This window comes from Pseudomonas bubulae (genome assembly GCF_037023725.1).
Lineage (GTDB): Bacteria > Pseudomonadota > Gammaproteobacteria > Pseudomonadales > Pseudomonadaceae > Aquipseudomonas > Aquipseudomonas bubulae.
The window spans coordinates 3,724,576-3,743,519 of the sequence record NZ_CP146077.1 but is presented as its reverse complement, the minus strand read 5'-3'; the positions used below and the strand labels follow the sequence as shown (position 1 = coordinate 3,743,519).

Here is an 18,944-nt window from a genome sequence, read left to right as displayed (position 1 = left end):
GACTTGAGTAAAAGTGTGTAAATTTTTCAGGCATCCGTCGGCAAGTCTCATGCGGCTCAAGCCAGCCGGGGCCCCTGTATGTACTTGCGTGTAGCCAGTGGAGCAGGCGCGGAACAGGCTTTTCAGTTATTGAGTCCAACCTGAGCTCCGGGTTATCCCGGGTCTGATCAACAGTTTCCTGCCTGAGCCCCTATTGTGGCCGGAGTAGCCATATCAATGATTTTGGTGGTTGAAGGCATCAGCGCCAGCGGTAAAACCACGTGGTGCACCCGGCATGGAGGGCCGCATGTGATTGCTGAGCACGGCCGTCTTGACGGTGTGCCGGAGCGTGCCAGTGATCCCGTCGCAGCCGCAGTTTTCTGGGCCGAGCGTAACGTCGATCGATGGCAGGCCGCGCTGGCCATGGAAGCCAGGGCTCAATGGGCGGTGTGCGACAGCGACCCGCTCAAGCTTCATTACCTGTGGTGCCTCTGGCAGATCGGTGAGGCCAGCACAAACGACTGGCTAACAGAACTGGACGCCACCCGTGACACTGTCGCACAGGGGCGTATCGGCTTTGCAGACGCTTACATTGTCGGGCGCATAGACCCGCAACTGGCACGGCAGCGAGCCCGTGCAGACTCCACTCGGCGCAGAAGCAATTTCGAGCTGCATGTACGGCTGCAGCAGGCGTTACTGACCTGGTACGCCGCGATCGAGCACGTGCTGCCCGGCAGTGTGCACGTGGGCTTTCCTGCAAAAATGCCCGTTGCGCAACCACGTAATGACAGGTACCCGTTGGCGGCCTTTGACCGGATGATCGCATTGCTGCCCGGTAAGTAATCAGAGCTAACGCAGCAATGCCCAGCACGCCCGCAATGCTGCTCAAGTGTGGGAGCGGGCTTGCTCGCGATGTTCTTGATGGCGCCGCATTTACTCAGCTAATACGCGTCATCGTTGACGACCATCGCGAGCAAGCCCGCTCCCACAAAGGCAGAAATCGTTTAAATGAACAACAATGCCCACCACGCCCGGTCACTTACTCGCGTGCATCAACCGCCGCAGCGTATTTCACTACCCCGACAGGCAGCTCGCCAGTAAAGGACAGGGCCTGGAAGTATTCAGGGGGAACGTCGGGCAACTCAAGGCCGGGGTGGGCTTTAAACCCGAAGCGGCCATAATAGGCAGGGTCGCCCAGCACGACGCAACCCGCTGCGCCCTGTTGCCGCAGCTGTTGCAGTGCGGCCCACATCAATGCCGAACCGATGCCCTTGCCCTGACGGTCAGGCCTTACACTGATCGGCCCCAGGCCATACCATCCGGTTACCCCGGACGAAATGCTGACAGGGGAAATGGCGACATGGCCGAGGATTTCGTCATGTTCTGCCGCCACCAGGGAGATGCTCAGTTGCCCGGTGCGCCGCAGTGCATTGACGATGAAATGCTCGGTGTGGCTTGAATACTCTTCGTTCCTGAACGCTGCCTCGGTCAGGCGACTGATGGCTTCGATGTCTTGCGGTCGTTCTTTGCTAATGGTCATGTGCATGTTCAACGTTTCGCTGCCCATAAATACCTCGGATGGAGTCGGCAAGTGGCTGCCAGCGCAGTGTGCATGCGTTCGTTGGCCCGTGCTGAGTGTGAGCAGCTTCGCTGCCTTCGGTGGGTTTCTATGAACGGTATGGCTTCAGGTGCTCAGGGGACGTGGACGAGTCGGCGGGGCTGGTGTACCAGCCGATGGCAAAGACCATGCCGACACCGCCCGCGTCTGCGCCGCAGGCAGGTTGATTGCAGCAGCTACCGGCCGGGGTTTGTATGAACTTACGGCGAGTGGCGAAAGCGCCCTGGGCGAGCTTGGCCCTGAGCCGCAAATGGGTAGTCCAGGACCTCGACAGCCGGGCGCTTGCAGTGACGCCCAAGGGGCGTAAAGCACTGGCTGGCCAATTTGGTTTGCAGTCTGAAATCCACGATGATGCACTATCAGCCGCACAGGGCAGGGCTGTTAACGCCATTCATGGGGTGTTCTGACTTTTGTCCGTGGGAGCTTGACTGCGTCCCGGTTTTTTCCTGTCGAGGCTGCGTGGCCTGACAGAGGCCAGTTTTTTCTGAAAGGCAGGGCATTCAATATGACGGGGAGCGGGGCAGGCTGCTGCTCGCCTGAGCTCGTCGCGAATTGTACTCAAGCGCTGGATGGTGCGATCAAGCTCGTCAGCTTTTTCTGCCAGGCGCTGGTGATCAATTTCAGGCTGACCGTCCGCCTTCAGCATGGCGGCGATATCGTCCAGTGAAAACCCCGAACACTGCCCCAGTGCGATCAACGACAGGCACTGAAGTACATCCGCACTGAACACACGGCTCAGGCCCCGACGGCCTGTCGAGCGGATCAGCCCTTTTTCTTCGTAGTAGCGCAGGGTTGAGGGCGGCAGGCCGCAGCGCCGTGCCACTTCACCGATCTCCATTTCTTTCATGCTTGACCTCAAGTCGACTTGAACTTGCAGACTGCTCTGACCAGGCCGACAAAACAGGCTTAATGCAGAGGGTACAACATGCAAACAAGTGAGATGGTACTGCGTATTCTGTTGGTTGGCGTGGGGGCCACCTTGATCATGGACGCAGGCGCTTTAATTCGTGCACGGGTCTTTGGTATCCCGTCCCTTGACTATGGGCTCGTCGGTCGTTGGCTGGGCCTCATGCGCCAGGGGCAGTTTCAGCATACCTCGATTGTGGCTGCGCCGCGTGTCAGGCATGAGCGTCTGATCGGCTGGGTTTTTCATTACCTGACGGGCATTGTCTTCGCGTTGCTGCTGGTTGTACTCACGGGTGTGGAGTGGTTGTTCCATCCCACGCTGATGCCTGCATTGGCCGCTGGCTTGATCAGTATGGCGGCACCGTTTTTTATCTTGCAGCCCGCCTTCGGCTTCGGCATCGCTGCATCGAAGACGGCGGCTCCCTACGTGGCAAGGCGCCGAACCCTGATCACCCATCTGACGTTTGGCCTGGGGCTCTATGTCGCCGGGTGGCTGGTACTGCTGCTCTATCCGACGCCGCATGCCTGAGGCGTTGCCCCGACCCGGCAGCGATGCGCCCATGAGGTACACAGCCACCTGAGCTGCCCAATACTGGCGCATCCGCTTTGCACCAAAAACAGACCTGCCCGACCTAAGTAGAAGCATTTGGCCGTATCTGTTTTGCAATCTTTTCTCTGGTTGCGGTTTTTTCTCCCTTCGTTAATTCATGGCATAGCGCTTGCTCTGGGACATCACCGGGCGCAGACATTTCTGTGGTCGGGCGATGCCGCATGCCGGGTTGTTCGTCAGTCATTGCCTGCGTATTTCCCTTCGATGCAAAGGACTGGTCATGCAAGAGAAAGCAATGGTTGTGAGCCGACGCAAAGTACTCAACTGGATCGGCGTGACAGCAGGCGCCGCTGCGATGTATCAGGCGATGAGCTCATTGGGCTTTGCCGCAGAATCAAATTACCAGCGTGACTTCGCCTTGAGCGGCGCACCGAAAGGCACCCGCGTACTGATCCTTGGGGCCGGGCTGGCCGGCATGACCGCCGCCTACGAACTGCGCAAGGCCGGCTACCAGGTCAAGGTGCTGGAGTTCAATGCCAAACCCGGTGGGCGTTGCTGGACGTTGCGTGGCGGTGACCGCTTCACCGAGCTGGGCGGCGCTACCCAGCATTGCGAATTCGACAAGGGTCTGTACCTCAACCCCGGCCCTTGGCGCATCCCGTATCACCACCATGCGGTGCTCGACTACTGCCACAAATTTGGCGTCGCACTGGAGCCCTTTATTCAGGTCAACTACAACGCAATGGTGCACTCCACCAAGGCGTTTGGCGGCAAGCCGCAGCGTTATCGTGAAGTGCAGGCGGACTTTCAGGGGCATGTGGCCGAGTTGTTGAGCAAGGCCGTCAATCAGCACGGCCTGGATCAGGCACTGACCCGGGAAGACCGCGAACGCCTGCTGGAAGTGATGCGCAAATGGGGTGCGCTGGATGCCAGCAACGCCTACAAAAAATCCTTGGAGACCAGCATGCGCCGTGGCTTTGCCGTGGACGATGGTGGTGGCCTGATGCCCGAGGCGGTGGCGTCCGAGCCGATCGACTGCAAGGCGCTGCTGGATTCGAATCTGTGGCAAAGCATCGCCAGCGGCCAGGAATATGAATTCCAGAGCAGCATTTTCCAGCCCGTAGGCGGTATGGACATGATTGCCCAGGCCTTCCAGAAGCAGGTCAATGACCTGATCCATTACAACGCCAAGGTCACGCGCATCCAGCAAAACGACAAAGGCGTGACCGTGACCTATCAAAACAGCGACGGCAGCGGTGGGGCACAGCAGGAGCAGGCCGACTGGTGCGTGTGCACATTGCCGCTGTCGATCCTCGGGCAACTGCCGGTTGATGTCAGTGCACCGATGATGAGCGCGATCCGCGCCGTGCCTTACGAGTCTTCGATCAAGGTCGGACTGCAATTCAAGCGCCGTTTTTGGGAGCAGGATGAGCATATCTACGGCGGCATCAGTTACACCGATACGCCGATCAGCAAAATCAGCTACCCGAGCACCGACTATGGCAAGCAGGGCAAGGGCGTATTGCTCGGTGCCTATATCTGGGGGCCGAACGCTTATGAGTTCACTGCCATGAGCCCGCAAATGCGCGTGCAGAAAGCCGTTGAGTACGGTGCCCAGGTCCACCCCCAATACCCGGCAGAGTTCGAAAACGGCATTGCCGTCGGCTGGCACCGCGTGCCCTGGACCAACGGTTGCTATGGCCTGTGGACCCCTGAAACCCGCCAGCAGCATTACAAGAACCTGTGCCAGATTGACGGTCGCATCGTCCTTGCCGGTGAGCATGCTTCCTATATCCCGGCCTGGATGGAGGGCGCGATCCTGTCCTCCCAGGATGCGATCAAGCGTCTGCATACCCATATTATTGCCAGCGCGAAAGCGGCCTGAGCCAGGAGTTAGCCATGAGAATGACTTTAACCACCGCTACCCTGGCAGGCCTGCTGGTCAGTGCCACTGCGCTTGCTGAAGATGCACCCATGCTGTCCACCTCCGGCAAGTTCGATCAGGCCAGCGGCGAAGCTCTGTTCAATCAGGTCTGCCAGGGCTGCCATATGGCTGAAGGCCAGGGCTCCCACGGGGCGGGCGCCTACCCGGCGCTGGCTGCCAACCAGAAACTGGGGGCCAAGGTGTACCCGGTGTATATGGTGACATCAGGGCAGGGCGGTATGCCGGGTTTCAAGAAGTACATGGATGACCAGCAGATAGCCTCGGTGGTCAACTATGTACGGACTCATTTTGGCAATCACTATGCTGACTCCGTGACAGTGGAGGATGTTCAGGCGGTCACCCGACGCTGACAAGCAACCATGGACTGCGCGCTTTTTTCATGACCCTCAAGGAATACAAAAATGTCTAAAAAATTGATCCCCGCTTTTGTGTTGACCTCGGTGCTGGCCGGCCTGATGACTACCCAGGTCAACGCCGCAGAAGTGATCCGTCACAAGCTGCCCAACTCGGACTTCCCGATCTCTCTGGCCGTGGAAATTCCACCGGGTGTGACCCTGGTCAACCTCAGTGGCGTGGTGCCGCCTATTGCCGACAGCAAGGCCGATCCCAAGACCCTGGCGGCCTATGGCGACACCGAAGTGCAGACGGTCAACGTGCTGAAAAATATCGAGGCTACCCTCAAAAGCCTGGGCCTGAGCATGGGCGATGTGATCAAGATGCAGGTGTATCTGGTGGGCACGCCGGAAACCGGCAAAATGGATTTCGCCGGATTTATGAAGGGCTATACCCAGTTCTTCGGCACCAAGGCCCAGCCCAAGCTGCCAACCCGCTCGGCGTTCCAGGTAGCCGGCCTGGCCAACCCCAACTACCTGGTAGAGATCGAGGTGACGGCCGCCCGACCTTAACACCGGGCCAAGGGGCAGGCGCGAGCGCGCCTGCCTGTCAGGCTAGAAGCTGACTTCTCCAGTCAGGCGCAGCGTCCTTCCTTCTCCCCAACTCACACGCCGGGTGTTGCCGCCCGAAGCCACAAAGTAGCTGCGATCCGTCAGGTTGCTGGCGTTGAGCTGCAGTGAGGTTTCCTTGCCCAGCAGATGGCTGGTCTTCCAGGATGCAAAAGCATCCACCGTGGTGTAGTCCGGCAGTTCGAAAGAGTTGCTGATATCCCCTGCGCGCTTGCCCACATAACGGGCCCCGGAGCCCAGGCGCAAGCGCCCGGCGAAAATATCGGCCGGAACTTCATAGGTCAGGTAAGCCCCGCCCACGTGACGGGCCACGTTGAACAGGCGGTTGCCCTCGGTTTGCCGGGTGTCCTTTTTGATCCGTGCATCGGTGTAGGCGTAGTTGGCGATGACGCTCCACTGCGCGTTCAGGCGTCCGCTCATGCTCCATTCCAGACCGTTTGACTGCACTTCACCGGCAATGCGCTGGATCATATTGCCGAACGCGTCGAGCTCGCCGGTGTTCTGCTGTACGTTCTTTTTCAGGATGTCGTACACCGCCAACTGGCTGGTCCAGTCGCCGTTGTCATACTTCATGCCGACTTCGTACTGGCGGCCGGTTTCAGACTTGTAGGTGCCTTCGAACGTGGTGCCGGTTTCCATCTCATTGGGTGCGAATGACTGGCTGTAGTTGCCATACAGCGAGAGGTCGTCACGCATCTGATACACCAGCCCCAGGAAGGGCAAAAGCCTGGATTCGCCCTCATCGGTGGTTTGCTTGAAGTCCAGGCCCGCGCCAGAGTCGATCGAGTAATGCTGATAGCGCAGGCCCGGGGCCAGAATCCATTTTTCGCCCAGGTGGATAGTGTCTTTGACGTACAGCGACTGGCCCTTGATATGGCTTTTGCCGTTGGTGTTGGACGGGTTCACCTTACCCACCGGCGGCAGCAGGCCATACTGCGGGTCGGCCGGGTAGAAACCGCCGACATTGCTGCTTTGCAGGAAGTCGCCGTTGGCTTCGCGGCGGGTTTCATAGTCGACACCCGTGACCAGGTCGTGATCGATACCGAGCCAGGTCTTGTTACCAATCCAGTCCAGCGACAGGTAAGCGTTCTCCCGGTTGGCGCCCACGTTACGACGAAACCGCCGGGTCAGCTCGCCTGTTGCCGGGCGATATTCACTGGGGTCGGCCTGGTAGTCGTTGTAATGGTCATACACCCAGCCCGTGGTCAGGCGCACCCTTGAAGTGGGGTCGAGGCGGTACTCGGTGGTGGTGTTGAGCGACTGGCGCTGGCCTTGGGCGCGGGTCCATTTTTCGTCCAGGCGTTTGTCGCGGCTGCCCACATGATGGCCGTTGTAGAACAGCGCGCCACGGTCCAGGGTATTGCTGTAGTCGTTGTATTCATAAGCGGCGAGAAACGACAGATCGTCAGACTCGTAGGACAGCGAAGGGGCGACCAGTTTCGACTTGTTCTGACCAAAGTTGCGCCAGTAATCCTCGTCGCGGTTTTGCCCGATCAATCGAAAGGCGAACCCGCTGTCACCCAGCGGCCCGGTGACATCGAACCAGCCATCGCCACCGCCCTGATCGCTCAGGGTGCCGCCCAGTGTGCTGTTCCATTGGTACTGCGGTTTTTTCGTGATCACGTTGATCACTCCGCCGGGTTCCTGCATGCCGTAGAGCAGTGAAGCAGGGCCCTTGAGCATCTCCACGCGCTCGGTGGTGACACGTTGAAAGTTGCGGCCGATGGGCATGCGTACACCATCGCGCAATACGCCGCCATCATCGGAATTACCGAATCCGCGCTTGATAAAACTGTCCTGGGTGCCGCCGAAGTTATTGCTGACCACCACCCCGGGCATGAACTTGATCACGTCGTCGAGGGTTTGCGGTGCTTGATCCTTGAGTTGCTGGCGGGTCACTGTATCGACCACTTGCGACTGCTGCAGAAAGGGCGTTTCAGTCTTGTCAGCCGTCGAGCTGTAGCCCGCACGGTAGTCCGTATCGTCTTCGGCAGATTGCACGCCGTCGACCTGAATACTGGGCAGTTGCATGGGCGCGTTTTCACCCGCAAGCACCGTGCAACTGATCACCAGGCCGGTACATACACCCAGTGGCACAAAGCCTGCCCGTTTGAATCCATGCTTCCTTTGCAACATCCGTAACACTCCACACCAATGACGGCAGATAACTGAACGCGCTGCCGAGAACCGGGCAATAAACGGTGCGAAGTTGTTGATACTTCGCTGTTCAGTGCGTGGGTTGAAACGGCTATGACGCGCGTTTCAGACTCGGCAGCGGGGCTGAATCGTATCAGCAGCAGGAATGTTTATCATTTACTTTGGTGTTGCAGGCAGCGCACTACCACCAGTACTTGGGGTAACTGCCGCGGTGGCGTGTGTTATTCAGGCACCAGGCAACCACCACGATCACAATGGAGCCCGCCAGCACCGGGGTCAGCAGAAAAGACAGCGGCGCGCCGGTCATCAGCACCACAATCGGGTTGGCCCCTGCCGGGGCATGCAGGGTACGGGACTGTTGCATGGCAACCAGAGCCAGCCCGACGGCCAATGCGCAGGCCCACCACGAATTGCCCAGGGTATGCAAAATAATCAGTCCGACCAGGGTGGATATGACATGCCCGCCGATGATGCTGCGTGGTTGAGCCAGCGGCGAGTCGGGGACGCCAAAGGCCAATACGCAACTGGCCCCCATTGAAGCCATAAGCCATGGAGTGCCTGACAGGTTGCTCAGCCAGCCAGTAGCACCAATGGCGATGACTGCACCCATAAACGATGTCAGCGTAAAACGCAGGGAGGGTGCGGCTGGCGCACCGGATGTGAGCAGGCGACGTGCAGACATGGGAGTACTCGCGACGGGGGATGTGACAAAAGGATACCGATCGGTATCCCTGCAAGTCAACCGATCGGTATACACTGTGTTGCATTCCACAGGAGGCCAGTACCCATGAGTACGTCTGATGCAATCACCCGCGCCGCCCTGCGCCTGTTCTATCGACAGGGTTTTCACGCCACCGGGGTGGAGCAGTTGAGCCAGGAGGCAGGCGTTACCAAGAAGACGCTGTACCGGCATTTTTCCAGCAAGGACCATCTGGTCGAGGCAGCTCTGGAACTCCGCCACAACGAGTTCATGGCGAAAGTGCGAGCGGCAGTGGATGCGGTTGCGGTCTCACAGCGCCCGGCTGGCTACCTTGATTTCATAGCATCCTGGGTTCAGGAAGCGGATTTTTACGGCTGTGCCTTTATCAATGCATCCGCTGAATATGCCAGTCTGTCAGAGCAGCCGCACAGGCTGGCGCACCAGCACAAGCAGGCCCTTCAGGCCTATCTTGAGGAAATATGTGCGCAAGCGGGCTATATGAATCCGCGCGTGGCAGCCATGCAGTTACTGCTGATCGGCGAGGGCCTGATCGTGTCCTGCCAGGTCAATGGTGCGTGCCCTGAGCTGATCATGGCGGGCAAGGAGATGCTGGTTTTGCTCAGTGCTCAACGGGCTGCTGACCCGGCGCAAAGAGCTCATCCAGCAAGCTGAACACGGTGCTTTTCACTGCGCTGTTGAGCTCGGTCCATGCCAGCCCGGTCGTTGCCCGGTAGCCCTGCAGTTCCAGCGGCCTGGAGATGACATTGGCAGGTAATGCGCGGCCGGCATTGGCCGGCAGCAAACCGACCCCCAACCCGGCAGAGACCAGCGCCAGCATGGTGGTGAACTCGCCCAGCTCGGTTGCGTTTTGCAGATGCGCGCCCCGGTGGGTGAGCGCCTGCATCACTTCGTCGTAAAAACCGGGGGCGTAGCGCCGGGCCAGGATAAACACCGGCAGCTGGCTCAGGTCGGTTGGGTGCAGGCTGGTGCAGGCCACCAGCGGATGGTCGCCGGGCAGGGCGACAATAAAGCTTTCCTGCAGCACTTCGCGGGTCTGGATGCCCGGGATGGTGGCCGGCAGACGCATCAGTCCGAAATCAAGCTGGCCGTTTTTCAGTGCTACGGCCTGATCCGGGCCCGGCATGTCCTTGAGTTCCAGTTCGATGCGCGGGAAGCGGGCATGCAGCGAGCGGATCAGCCTTGGCAGCAATTGGGGCAGTACCGAGGACACAAAACCAAAGCGTACCCGGCCGATTTCGCCGCGCCCGCACGCCCTGGCTACATCCGCGGCATGGGCCGACTGGTAGAGCGTGGCCCTGGCTTCGGGCAGGAAGAGAGTACCCACTTCGGTCAGTGCCACCGAGTGCCGGTTACGCTCGAACAAACGCACCCCCAGCTCTTCTTCAAGCATTTTGATCTGCATGCTCAGGGCCGGTTGCACGATGGACAGCCGTTGCGCGGCGCGGCCGAAGTGCAGCTCTTCGGCCAGGGTCACAAATGATCGCAGGTGTTTGATTTCCACAGAGCACTCCAGGCTATGCAACGACGTCATGGCGAAGCGCATGGTAATGGATCACGGGCAGTTTTAGCCAAGCACGGCAATGTGCTGCTGCGCAAAAAGACGCGCACGGCGCGAGCGGACGTTGGACAATAGGTGTTTTAACTCAAGCGAGTGATCACTTATGTCGCAACACGACCTGACTTTCATCCCTGATCCTGATGCGGACTCCATCTCTTCGGATGTTGCCGGCTTTGCGGGTTTGCTGGTTTCGACGCAGATTCCAACCCGTGCGGATGGCAGCCTGGAACTGGGCGGGATTGTCGAGCAGAGCGAGTGCACATTGCAGGCGCTCAAGCTGGCGCTGGAGAAGGCGGGCAGCTCGATGGAGCGGGTGTTGCACCTGACCATTTACCTGACCGATATGGCTGATCGGGCAGCGTTCAATGAAGTGTACAAGCGATTTTTTGCCAAGCCTTGGCCGGTGCGGGCAGCTGTGGGCGTGGCCGAGCTGGCCGTTGCGGGGATGCGGGTTGAAGTGACGGCCATGGCGGCCAAGGGCTGATAACAAGGCGAAGGGGTTGAAAGCCCCTCGCCCTGACCCTCTCCCATAGGGCGAGGGTCAAACCCAGTGCACAGGCGAGTCGAGGTAAAGGTGTGTTTGCTTTTGTGCCACAAAGGGGCTGTCGAGCGTGCCCAGTGCTATGGAAATCCAGTCGGCAAATTCACCTTCGCTGCGTGACCAGAACAGGGTCGAACCGCACTGAGAGCAGAACTCGCGCAGCACTGACGGCGAAGAAGAGTAGGCCGTGATCCTGTCCGCCCCTTGGACTATCCGCAATGCGCGGCGCGCAATGCTGGCATAGGAAGCAAATGCTGCGCCATGGCCTTTGCGGCACTGTCCGCAATGGCAATGACTCACTGCTTTTGGCGTTGTGAGCAGTTCATAACGGACCGCTGCACACAGGCAGCTTCCTTGATATCGCCCTGTCATGGGTCGTCCCTGTGTTTGAGCAAATGCTGACTTTAGCACCTCGATGCAATCCGTTGGATGTCACTGTGAGAGAGGCGGACGTCCGGATTTTGACGCCAAAAATGCCACATAAAATGGTAATTTGGCCATTGCTTTGCTATCAGGCTATGATCAAGGCGATTTTCAAATCGGACACCCTGAGCTATGGCCGTTGACCTGCAGGCGCTCTATCCCAAACTGATCCACCTGATGCTGGACACGGTGTTTGTGGTCGACAGGGACAACCGGATTGCCTTTGTCAGTGATGCCTGCCAGACCCTGCTCGGCTACCGTGCCGACGAGCTTACGGGGACCCTGATCACGGACTATATACACCCTGAAGACCTGGCGATTTCACGGGCCTCCATTGTTCGGGTGATGAATGGCCAGGCTCATGTCGATTTTCGCAACCGTTATGTGCGCAAGGATGGCGCTGTCGTGCATATCCTCTGGGCTGCCTTCTGGTCTGAGGATGTCGGTGCGCGGATCGGGGTTGCGCGGGACGTGACAGCCTTGAGGGCGGCCGAGGACGAATTGCGTTTTCTGGCCCATCACGACCCGCTGACCAAACTGACTAACCGCTCGCTGTTCAATGACCGCCTGGAATCTGCCCTGCGTGCAGCACACCGGCGCCAAGGCACCCTGGCCCTGCTGTTTGTGGATATGAATGACTTCAAGGACATCAATGATGTCTATGGGCATGCCATGGGCGATCGCGTGTTGTGCATGGCTGCGCAACGCCTGCACCGTTGTGTGCGCGAATCGGACACGGTGGCGCGCATGGGCGGTGATGAGTTCACCGTGCTGTTGACCGATATCCAGTCCGCGGACGACGTGGCCTGGAAAATCGAACAGATTACTGCGGCGATGGCCGAGCCGCTCGGGGCTGAATTCGGCGGGATCAAAATGCCATCCTGCAGTATTGGCATGGCCTTTTACCCCGTGGACGGAGAGGATGCCGATACGTTGCTCAGCCATGCCGATGGCGACATGTACCGGATAAAAAGGCACGGTTCCAGAGCCGGGTAACAAGGGGGAGGGTACCTGCGTCAAAATGGCCTGACAAATCCCGGGCCGCGCTCTTCAACTTGTACCTGTCTGCGGCTACTATGCGCGCCCTGATTCTGCCTGGTCGATGCTTGTCTTGAGCCCTGCCTGTCACTCGCCGGCCACGTCCGTGGCGTCGAGGATGCACAATCACACACCCCGGTTTTTCTGTCTCGCCCCGGCCTTTGCCGGCAGGTGCCGCTGTGCTTTTGCCCGAGCGGGTTATCCATTGATCAATGAGGTCTTGAGTCAATCATGTCTGTCCAATTGCTGGCGATGGCGCTGGCGCCGTTACTTGGGCTGTTTATCATCAGTATCGGCAACGGCATGCTTGCCTCGCTGACTACCCTGCGCCTGGACACCATGGGCCAGTCGGCGACCATGGTCGGTATCGTGTCTTCGGCGTATTTTATCGGGCTGACCCTGGGCTCGATCTTCAATGACCGGCTGATCGTACGCATCGGTCATATCCGCGCGTACAGCTGCTTCGCGGCATTGATTGCCACCTCGATCCTGTTCCAGGGCATGTCATCCGAGCCCTGGACATGGTTTGTCCTGCGCCTGGTCAACGGTTGGGCCAGCGTCGGCGTGTTCCTGGTGGTGGAAAGCTGGTTGTTGATGGCCGCCGACCCCAAGATTCGCGGGCGCCTGCTGGCCCTGTACATGATTGCCCTCTACGGTGCGGGGTTGCTGGGGCAGGTCAACCTGGGCGCCATTGCCCTGACCGGTGACACGGTGCCCTTTATGATCGCCGCCATATTGGCCTCGCTATCGTTGTTGCCCATTGTCATGTTGCCGCGGGCAACCCCGATTGTTGAACGCGCAGAACCGCTGATGCCCTTGCAGTTGCTGCGTGCCACGCCCACCGGGGTGATTGGCTGTTTTGGTTCGGGTATTGCCATTGCCGCGGTGTATGCGTTGCTGCCCTTGTACCTGCAACGTATCGGCCTGGACGTGACCGAGGTCGGGCATATGATGGCCTGGGTGATTCTTGGCGCCATGCTGTTGCAGTACCCGGTCGGGCGCTGGTCGGACCATCAGGACCGGCATCTGGTATTGATCGTGCTGGGCGCTGCCTGCGCAGTGCTGTCATTGATCATCCTGATGCTGCCAGCGGGTTCGCCGTTACTGGTAGTGGCGTTTTTTCTGCTGGGGGGCGGTATCTTCGCGATTTACCCGGTGGCGGTCAGCCATGCGGCGGATCGGGCATCGTCGGGGGCGATTGTGAGCATGATCCAGGGCCTGTTGCTGATCAACTCCCTGGGCTGTGCCATCAGCCCGCTGGTGATTTCGCCGCTGATGACCCGGGTCGGTGAAGCCGGGCTATTCTGGGCCCTGGCCGCGCTGAACCTGGGCCTGGTGCTGCTGTTTGCCTGGCGTCGTGCCAAGGGCTCGGAGCCAGTGACCGCTGCACCCTTTACCGCGGCGGCACAAATGTCGGCCGTCGGGGTCGAGATGCGCGTCACCGAAGACCTGGCCCAGGCGGTGCTGGAGCATGAGCGCGAGGCCGATGGTGAGGTGTCAGACGAGTTGGCTGTTGCTACCGGCAAACCTTGAGGTCAAGGACTGCCGGTGTGGCCGTAGGGGAGGGTGTCGCGGGTGACCGATTGACGGCCCCTGGAATGCGCCCCCGCAGGGGCGCAGCGATCAATTGACCGGCATTTGCGGGCGACGTTTGACGCGACGCTTGATAAAGACGGCAATCACGATCAAGAGCAGTGCCAGCACGCTGAAGAACACCGTGTTGAACCAGGGGAAAGGCTCATCCCGGCTGTTGGTGGCTTCGATCGCGGTGATGTTGGGGAACACCGAGAAGATCTTGATACGCCAGCCGTAGTAGCGGATCAGCGCCAGCTGGTTGGCATCGCGGGAGTAACCCTGGGCCTTGGCCTGGATATCGGCAGAGTCGAACTTGAAATACCAGGGGAAGGACCAGCCGGTGTCTTCGTTGCGATAAACCATGACCTCCTTGGTCACCGGGTCTTCAGTGTTGATGAAGTACACATCCCGGGTCGGGCCGTCAGCCGGGTTTTCTGCGCTGATCACACCGTTGTGATCCATGCGCTTGACCTCAACCCCCGTGACCATCACCACATCGTGCTGGGGCAGAAAGTAAAACAGCCCCAGCCCCACGGCGCCGACTGCCAGCAGGATGACCCCCAGAATGATGCCTTTGAGCCATTTCATGCAAAAACCACGCACATATCAATTATTCCTGATGACTGTTGATTGAACTTGCGGCGCAGCTTATCGCAGCCTGCCCAAGGGACTACAAGGCCTGCATGCGCTGGCTACATAATTTGTAGCATTTTAGCTGTGCGTTTGCTCGCAGGCCTGCGCACCTCTCTTTGTGGCAGCGAGCCTGCTCGCGATACTGACGACAAGGTCTGTGAGGTAGATCGTGTCGATACCCTCGCGAGCAGGCTCGCTCCCACAGAAAATCAACGGCTGGCCGCTGCCCGGCTGATGCAACGCTGACGGCGTTCATCAACCCGCTGGGCAAACCAGGCGGTGGTCAGGTTGCGGGTGATTTTCGGGCTTTGCAGGGTGATGCCCGGTAATACCGCACGGGGCAGCGGCTTGCCTTGCTGGCGGTCGGCGAGGGCGAACACGTCCTGGTACAGGTCGGTTTCGTTGAAGTCCAGGCTGTCGCCTTTTTCAAGCTGACGGCGGATAGCGTTATTGCTCAGGCCCAGTTGCTTGCCCAGGGCGCGTACAGCCCGCTCGGTGGAGCCAACCGCGTAAGAGCCCGGAATAGTCAGGTCGCCATCCAGTGCCAGCGGTATGCCAGATGCACGGCCGACGGCATTCTGAAAAGCGGCATTGCGGCTGGCGTACCAGCCCGCGTTGAAGTCGGCAAAACGGTACAGCGACTGGTTGTAGTCCACCGGGTAACCGAGCAGATGGGCGATGCCGAAATACATGCCACCGCGGCGGGTGAAGACTTCCTGGCGGATCGAGTGGGCCACCGGGTAGGGATAGTCCCGTGCACGCTTTTCGGCAAAAGCGATGCTGACCTGCATTGGCCCGCCGGTATGCACCGGGTTCAAGCCGCCAAACAAGCTTTTGCCCAGTGGCACCATGCCGATGAAATCATCAAAAATGGCGCTCAACTGGCCCTCGGTGCGGGCCGCATCCAGGCGTTGGTTGTAGGTTTTACCGTCGGGCGAAGTGATGCTCAAGGCACTGCGCACTACAAATTCGGGGATATGCAGCTTGCCGGCGCGGCGGTTGATTTCGCTGCGGGCGATCTTGTCCAGGCCCGGTACCGGCGGGTCGGCCTGAAAGGTCGATTCCTGCTCGGTCACAGCCAGCACGGAACAGAGGTTTTCATCGGTGGCCGCCAGGCCTTGGGCAGTGAATGCGACCTGGATATCCGTTGCCCAGCCGGTGCGGTCTGCAACCTTGGCCGGGAGCAGTTGCACAATGCGGGCGCGGGTCTGGTCGGGAGTCCGGCTTGGCAGTGTTTGTGTGCTCTGACTGCTGCAACCTGCCAGTACCATTAGCGGAATAATCGGTAAACAACACCTGAAAAATCGATTCACCAGCATTTAACTCCCTATTAGTGCGCAACCTGCAGTCGCGCTCAATCGTCGCGTGTAAGCACTTCCAGCAGTTCGATCTCAAACCGCAGGTTGGAGTTCGGTGTGATATGCGCGCCCATGCTTCTTTCACCATAGGCCAGGTGCGCGGGTACCTGCAGTGCGCGCTTGCCGCCGACCTGCATGCCCATCAGGCCGATGTCCCAGCCCTTGATCACTCGCCCGGTGCCGATCACGCACTGGAACGGCTTGCCGCGCTGATGTGAAGAGTCGAATACCGTGCCGTCTTCGAGCCAGCCGGTGTAGTGCGTGGTAATCAGGGCACCTTTGACCACCGCTTTACCGTCTCCGGGTAACAGGTCAGTGATGTGCAGTTCGTCAGTCATGGCGATAAGGCTCAAAAAAGTAGGATGAAGGATTGTACAGGGCAGGGGGATTTGTTGATCCAAAGGCATTGTTACATTTTGTATTAATTATTTTATGTAGGAAAAGGCTCTAAAACAAAGGGATTGCGGAACTTCCAAATGAGTATTGATGTCATTTGCGCTTTACTCTCAAATGAGAGCCCCTATCATCGCAGCCCTGGCAGTGCCGGGGAAAGCTAAACACGTAGGTCCTTTCGAGGTCGTGCGTCAGCAATTACCAGCCTTTGGCCTGCTGAGCACACTCCATTGTTAAGGGATCAACTGGACATGTCGTCTCGATTCAACCGCAGTCATCTTTCACTGGCTCTCATGGCCGCTCTGGCTTCGCCCACCCTGCTTGCCGACGCACTTGAGCGTGAGCGTGACGAAGTACCGGTAGAGGCCACCGATTTGCCGGTGGATGGCACCCGCCAGGCGTTGCAACTCGAAGAAACCCGTGTATTGGGCACTGCTGCCCAGGAGCTGAAGCAGGCACCCGGCGTGTCGATCATCACCGCCGAAGACATCAAGAAACGCCCGCCGGCCAATGACCTGTCCGACATCATTCGTCGCGAACCCGGGGTCAACCTCACCGGTAACAGTTCCAGCGGCGCCCGCGGCAATAACCGGCAGATCGACCTGCGTGGCATGGGCCCGGAAAACACCCTGATCCTCATCGACGGCAAGCCGTCTTCTTCGCGCAACGCCCAGCGCTATGGCTGGAGCGGCGACCGTGATACCCGTGGCGAAACCAACTGGGTACCGGCCGAAGAAGTCGAGCGCATCGAGATCCTGCGCGGCCCGGCAGCGGCGCGCTACGGTTCAGGGGCAATGGGCGGGGTGGTCAATATCATCACCAAGCGTCCATCGGACAAGCTAAAAGGCTCGTTGACCGCCTATTACCTGGCGCCGGAAGACGACGCCGAAGGTGTCAGCAAACGCACCAACTTCAACCTCAGCGGGCCGATCACGGATGATCTGGTGTTTCGTGTGTATGGCGGCCTGAACAAGACCGATGCTGACGATCCGGGCATCAATACCGCTGCCCAGGCCTCCCCCGACAGCGTCGTGGCGGGGCGCGAAGGCGTGCGCAACAAAGACATCAACGGCCTGCTCAGCTGGCAATTCACCCCTGAGCAGAGCCTGGACCTGGAAGCCAGCTACAGCCGCCAGGGCAATATTTTTGCCGGCGACACCATGCTCAACAGCGGGGGTGACTTCGTCAACAGCCTGACCGGCAAAGAGACCAGCGTGCTGCAGCGGAGCACCTTTTCGGCTACCCACAATGGTTCGTTTGACTGGGGCTCGACTTCGGCCTCGCTGACCCACGACCTGACCCGCAACGCGCGTCTCAACGAAGGCCTGGCCGGTTATGGTGAAGGTGCACCTTCTGCCAGCGCCGGCAGTTTTGAATCGCGTCTGCGCAATACCCGCGCTACAGGTGAGGTCAATCTGCCGCTGAACATGGGCACCGCCCAGGTACTGACTCTGGGTGGTGAATATCTCTACGAGTCGCTCAATGACCCGGGATCGTTGCGTCCGCAAAGCTGGGATCCGGGGGCTGACGGCACACCCGGCCTGCCGGGTACGGACCGTACACAAACCAAAACCACGGCCAACAGCTATGCGTTCTACGTCGAAGACAATATCGAAGTCGGCGCCAAAACCATCGTTACCCCCGGCGTGCGCTTCGATCACCACAGCGAATTTGGCGGCAACTGGAGCCCGAGCCTCAACGCCTCGCATCAGCTCACCGATGAGTTGAGCATCAAGGGCGGTATTGCCCGGGCCTACAAGACCCCGAACCTGTACCAGTCCAACCCCAACTACCTGCTGTACAGCCGCGGTGGTGGCTGCAGCTCGGTTGAAGTGAATATCGGTGGCTGCTACCTGGTGGGTAACCCGGATCTCAAACCGGAAATCAGCGTCAACAAAGAGATCGGTCTGGCGTTCGACAAGGGCACCTGGCGCACCAGCGCCACCTATTTCCGCAACGACTACCAGAACAAGATCAATGCCAGCAACGAATCGGCATTCCGCCTGCCCAACGGCCGTCGCGTGCTGCAATGGGAAAACAGCGGCAAGGCCATCGTCCAGGGGGTGGAAGGCAACCTGTTTGTCAGCTTGCGTGAGGATCTGGACTGGAACACCAACCTGACCTACATGATCGAAAGCAAGGACAAGGAAACCGGCGACCCGCTGAGCATCATTCCCAAGTACACCGTCAACACCATGCTCGACTGGTACGCCACCGAAAAACTGTCGTTCCAGGTCAGCGGGACTTACTACGGCAAGCAGGAAGCGCCCAAGCGCAACAACCGCGCCAATGAAGCACTGGACAAGTCGGTGCAGCAGCCCGTCGATCCTTATGGTCTGGTGGGCTTGAGCAGCGGCTATGAGTTCAACAAAAACTTCAGTGTGCGGGTGGGCATCAACAACCTGTTCGACAAGCAACTGTACCGCAAGGGCAACTCGGACGAGGCGGGCGCGCAAACCTACAACGAGGCAGGCCGTGCGTACTTTGCGTCTGTGACCAGTTCGTTCTGACAACACCGCGGCCCATGCAGGCGCGACATCCGTGAAAACGGGTGTCGCGCCGTTGTCGCATCTGGCGCAGGCAAAAA

The 18,944-nt window shown here is 59.2% G+C and carries 20 protein-coding genes; 11 read left to right on the top strand and 9 right to left on the bottom strand.

The genetic code is table 11. The features are described from left to right. The first annotated feature begins 216 nt into the window (after positions 1-216). Positions 217-822, top strand: coding sequence for a hypothetical protein (locus V6L81_RS17050; protein WP_095023725.1), 606 nt, complete (start codon positions 217-219; stop codon positions 820-822). A gap of 196 nt (positions 823-1,018) precedes the next feature. On the opposite strand, the gene V6L81_RS17045 is transcribed toward V6L81_RS17050, so the two are convergent. Further along, complete coding sequence (locus V6L81_RS17045) at positions 1,019-1,525, bottom strand: N-acetyltransferase (RefSeq protein ID WP_338660182.1); 507 nt, start codon at positions 1,523-1,525, stop codon at positions 1,019-1,021. 113 nt (positions 1,526-1,638) lie between these two features. Between V6L81_RS17045 and V6L81_RS17040 the strand changes: the two genes are divergently transcribed. After that, on the top strand, positions 1,639-1,764 hold the full coding sequence (locus V6L81_RS17040) for a GNAT family N-acetyltransferase (RefSeq protein WP_337859555.1): 126 nt from the start codon (positions 1,639-1,641) through the stop codon (positions 1,762-1,764). Between the two features lie 224 nt (positions 1,765-1,988). On the opposite strand, the gene V6L81_RS17035 is transcribed toward V6L81_RS17040, so the two are convergent. Continuing rightward, positions 1,989-2,444, bottom strand: a complete 456-nt coding sequence (locus tag V6L81_RS17035) for a helix-turn-helix domain-containing protein (RefSeq protein ID WP_338660181.1) — start codon at positions 2,442-2,444, stop codon at positions 1,989-1,991. Between the two features lie 78 nt (positions 2,445-2,522). Here V6L81_RS17035 and V6L81_RS17030 point away from each other — a divergent pair, with 78 nt between their 5' ends. The 4 genes from V6L81_RS17030 (at position 2,523) to V6L81_RS17015 (ending at position 5,903) form a co-directional block, all read left to right on the top strand. Then, positions 2,523-3,032 (top strand): DUF2938 domain-containing protein, encoded by a 510-nt coding sequence (locus V6L81_RS17030; RefSeq protein ID WP_095018622.1) that lies wholly within the window; start codon positions 2,523-2,525, stop codon positions 3,030-3,032. A gap of 376 nt (positions 3,033-3,408) precedes the next feature. After that, positions 3,409-4,938 carry a flavin monoamine oxidase family protein gene (locus tag V6L81_RS17025; protein WP_095020784.1) on the top strand — a complete coding sequence of 510 codons (1,530 nt, stop codon included), beginning with the start codon at positions 3,409-3,411 and terminating at the stop codon, positions 4,936-4,938. A gap of 14 nt (positions 4,939-4,952) precedes the next feature. Next, positions 4,953-5,348 carry a cytochrome c gene (locus V6L81_RS17020; RefSeq protein ID WP_238705514.1) on the top strand — a complete coding sequence of 132 codons (396 nt, stop codon included), beginning with the start codon at positions 4,953-4,955 and terminating at the stop codon, positions 5,346-5,348. 51 nt (positions 5,349-5,399) lie between these two features. Then, positions 5,400-5,903, top strand: a complete 504-nt coding sequence (locus V6L81_RS17015) for a RidA family protein (RefSeq protein WP_095026701.1) — start codon at positions 5,400-5,402, stop codon at positions 5,901-5,903. Positions 5,904-5,945: 42 nt separating this feature from the next. Here the strand turns inward: V6L81_RS17015 and V6L81_RS17010 are convergent, their stop codons facing one another. Both V6L81_RS17010 and V6L81_RS17005 read right to left on the bottom strand, forming a co-directional pair. Further along, the gene (locus V6L81_RS17010; protein ID WP_338660180.1) at positions 5,946-8,096 is read right to left on the bottom strand and encodes a TonB-dependent receptor; all 2,151 of its coding nucleotides are present in this window, start codon (positions 8,094-8,096) and stop codon (positions 5,946-5,948) included. A gap of 202 nt (positions 8,097-8,298) precedes the next feature. Next, positions 8,299-8,799: an HPP family protein gene (locus V6L81_RS17005; protein WP_095002864.1), complete on the bottom strand. Its 501-nt coding sequence runs from the start codon at positions 8,797-8,799 to the stop codon at positions 8,299-8,301. Positions 8,800-8,904: 105 nt separating this feature from the next. Between V6L81_RS17005 and V6L81_RS17000 the strand changes: the two genes are divergently transcribed. Continuing rightward, the gene (locus tag V6L81_RS17000) at positions 8,905-9,489 is read left to right on the top strand and encodes a TetR/AcrR family transcriptional regulator (protein WP_095018624.1); all 585 of its coding nucleotides are present in this window, start codon (positions 8,905-8,907) and stop codon (positions 9,487-9,489) included. On the opposite strand, the gene V6L81_RS16995 is transcribed toward V6L81_RS17000, so the two are convergent. After that, positions 9,437-10,339, bottom strand: a complete 903-nt coding sequence (locus tag V6L81_RS16995; protein WP_095020727.1) for a LysR family transcriptional regulator — start codon at positions 10,337-10,339, stop codon at positions 9,437-9,439. The genes V6L81_RS17000 and V6L81_RS16995 overlap by 53 nt on opposite strands. A 160-nt stretch (positions 10,340-10,499) precedes the next feature. On the opposite strand from V6L81_RS16995, the gene V6L81_RS16990 reads away from it, so the two are divergent. Beyond that, positions 10,500-10,880 (top strand): RidA family protein, encoded by a 381-nt coding sequence (locus V6L81_RS16990; RefSeq protein WP_095002861.1) that lies wholly within the window; start codon positions 10,500-10,502, stop codon positions 10,878-10,880. Between the two features lie 57 nt (positions 10,881-10,937). Here V6L81_RS16990 and V6L81_RS16985 read toward each other — a convergent pair whose 3' ends face one another. Then, the gene (locus V6L81_RS16985) at positions 10,938-11,309 is read right to left on the bottom strand and encodes a GFA family protein (RefSeq protein WP_338660179.1); all 372 of its coding nucleotides are present in this window, start codon (positions 11,307-11,309) and stop codon (positions 10,938-10,940) included. Between the two features lie 183 nt (positions 11,310-11,492). Here V6L81_RS16985 and V6L81_RS16980 point away from each other — a divergent pair, with 183 nt between their 5' ends. Continuing rightward, complete coding sequence (locus V6L81_RS16980) at positions 11,493-12,356, top strand: sensor domain-containing diguanylate cyclase (RefSeq protein WP_095018626.1); 864 nt, start codon at positions 11,493-11,495, stop codon at positions 12,354-12,356. Between the two features lie 273 nt (positions 12,357-12,629). Further along, entirely contained in the window at positions 12,630-13,931 is a 1,302-nt protein-coding gene (locus tag V6L81_RS16975) for an MFS transporter (protein WP_095002858.1), read from the top strand. Between the two features lie 90 nt (positions 13,932-14,021). Here the strand turns inward: V6L81_RS16975 and V6L81_RS16970 are convergent, their stop codons facing one another. The 3 genes from V6L81_RS16970 to V6L81_RS16960 all read right to left on the bottom strand — a co-directional run bounded on the left by V6L81_RS16970 (position 14,022) and on the right by V6L81_RS16960 (position 16,302). Beyond that, on the bottom strand, positions 14,022-14,561 hold the full coding sequence (locus V6L81_RS16970; RefSeq protein WP_095002857.1) for a DUF1523 family protein: 540 nt from the start codon (positions 14,559-14,561) through the stop codon (positions 14,022-14,024). A 254-nt stretch (positions 14,562-14,815) separates the two neighbouring features. After that, positions 14,816-15,925: a DUF1615 domain-containing protein gene (locus V6L81_RS16965; RefSeq protein ID WP_338660178.1), complete on the bottom strand. Its 1,110-nt coding sequence runs from the start codon at positions 15,923-15,925 to the stop codon at positions 14,816-14,818. A gap of 35 nt (positions 15,926-15,960) precedes the next feature. After that, positions 15,961-16,302 (bottom strand): FKBP-type peptidyl-prolyl cis-trans isomerase, encoded by a 342-nt coding sequence (locus V6L81_RS16960; protein WP_095002855.1) that lies wholly within the window; start codon positions 16,300-16,302, stop codon positions 15,961-15,963. Positions 16,303-16,608: 306 nt separating this feature from the next. Between V6L81_RS16960 and V6L81_RS16955 the strand changes: the two genes are divergently transcribed. Next, positions 16,609-18,867 (top strand): FepA family TonB-dependent siderophore receptor, encoded by a 2,259-nt coding sequence (locus V6L81_RS16955; protein WP_095020720.1) that lies wholly within the window; start codon positions 16,609-16,611, stop codon positions 18,865-18,867. Positions 18,868-18,944 lie beyond the last annotated feature (77 nt).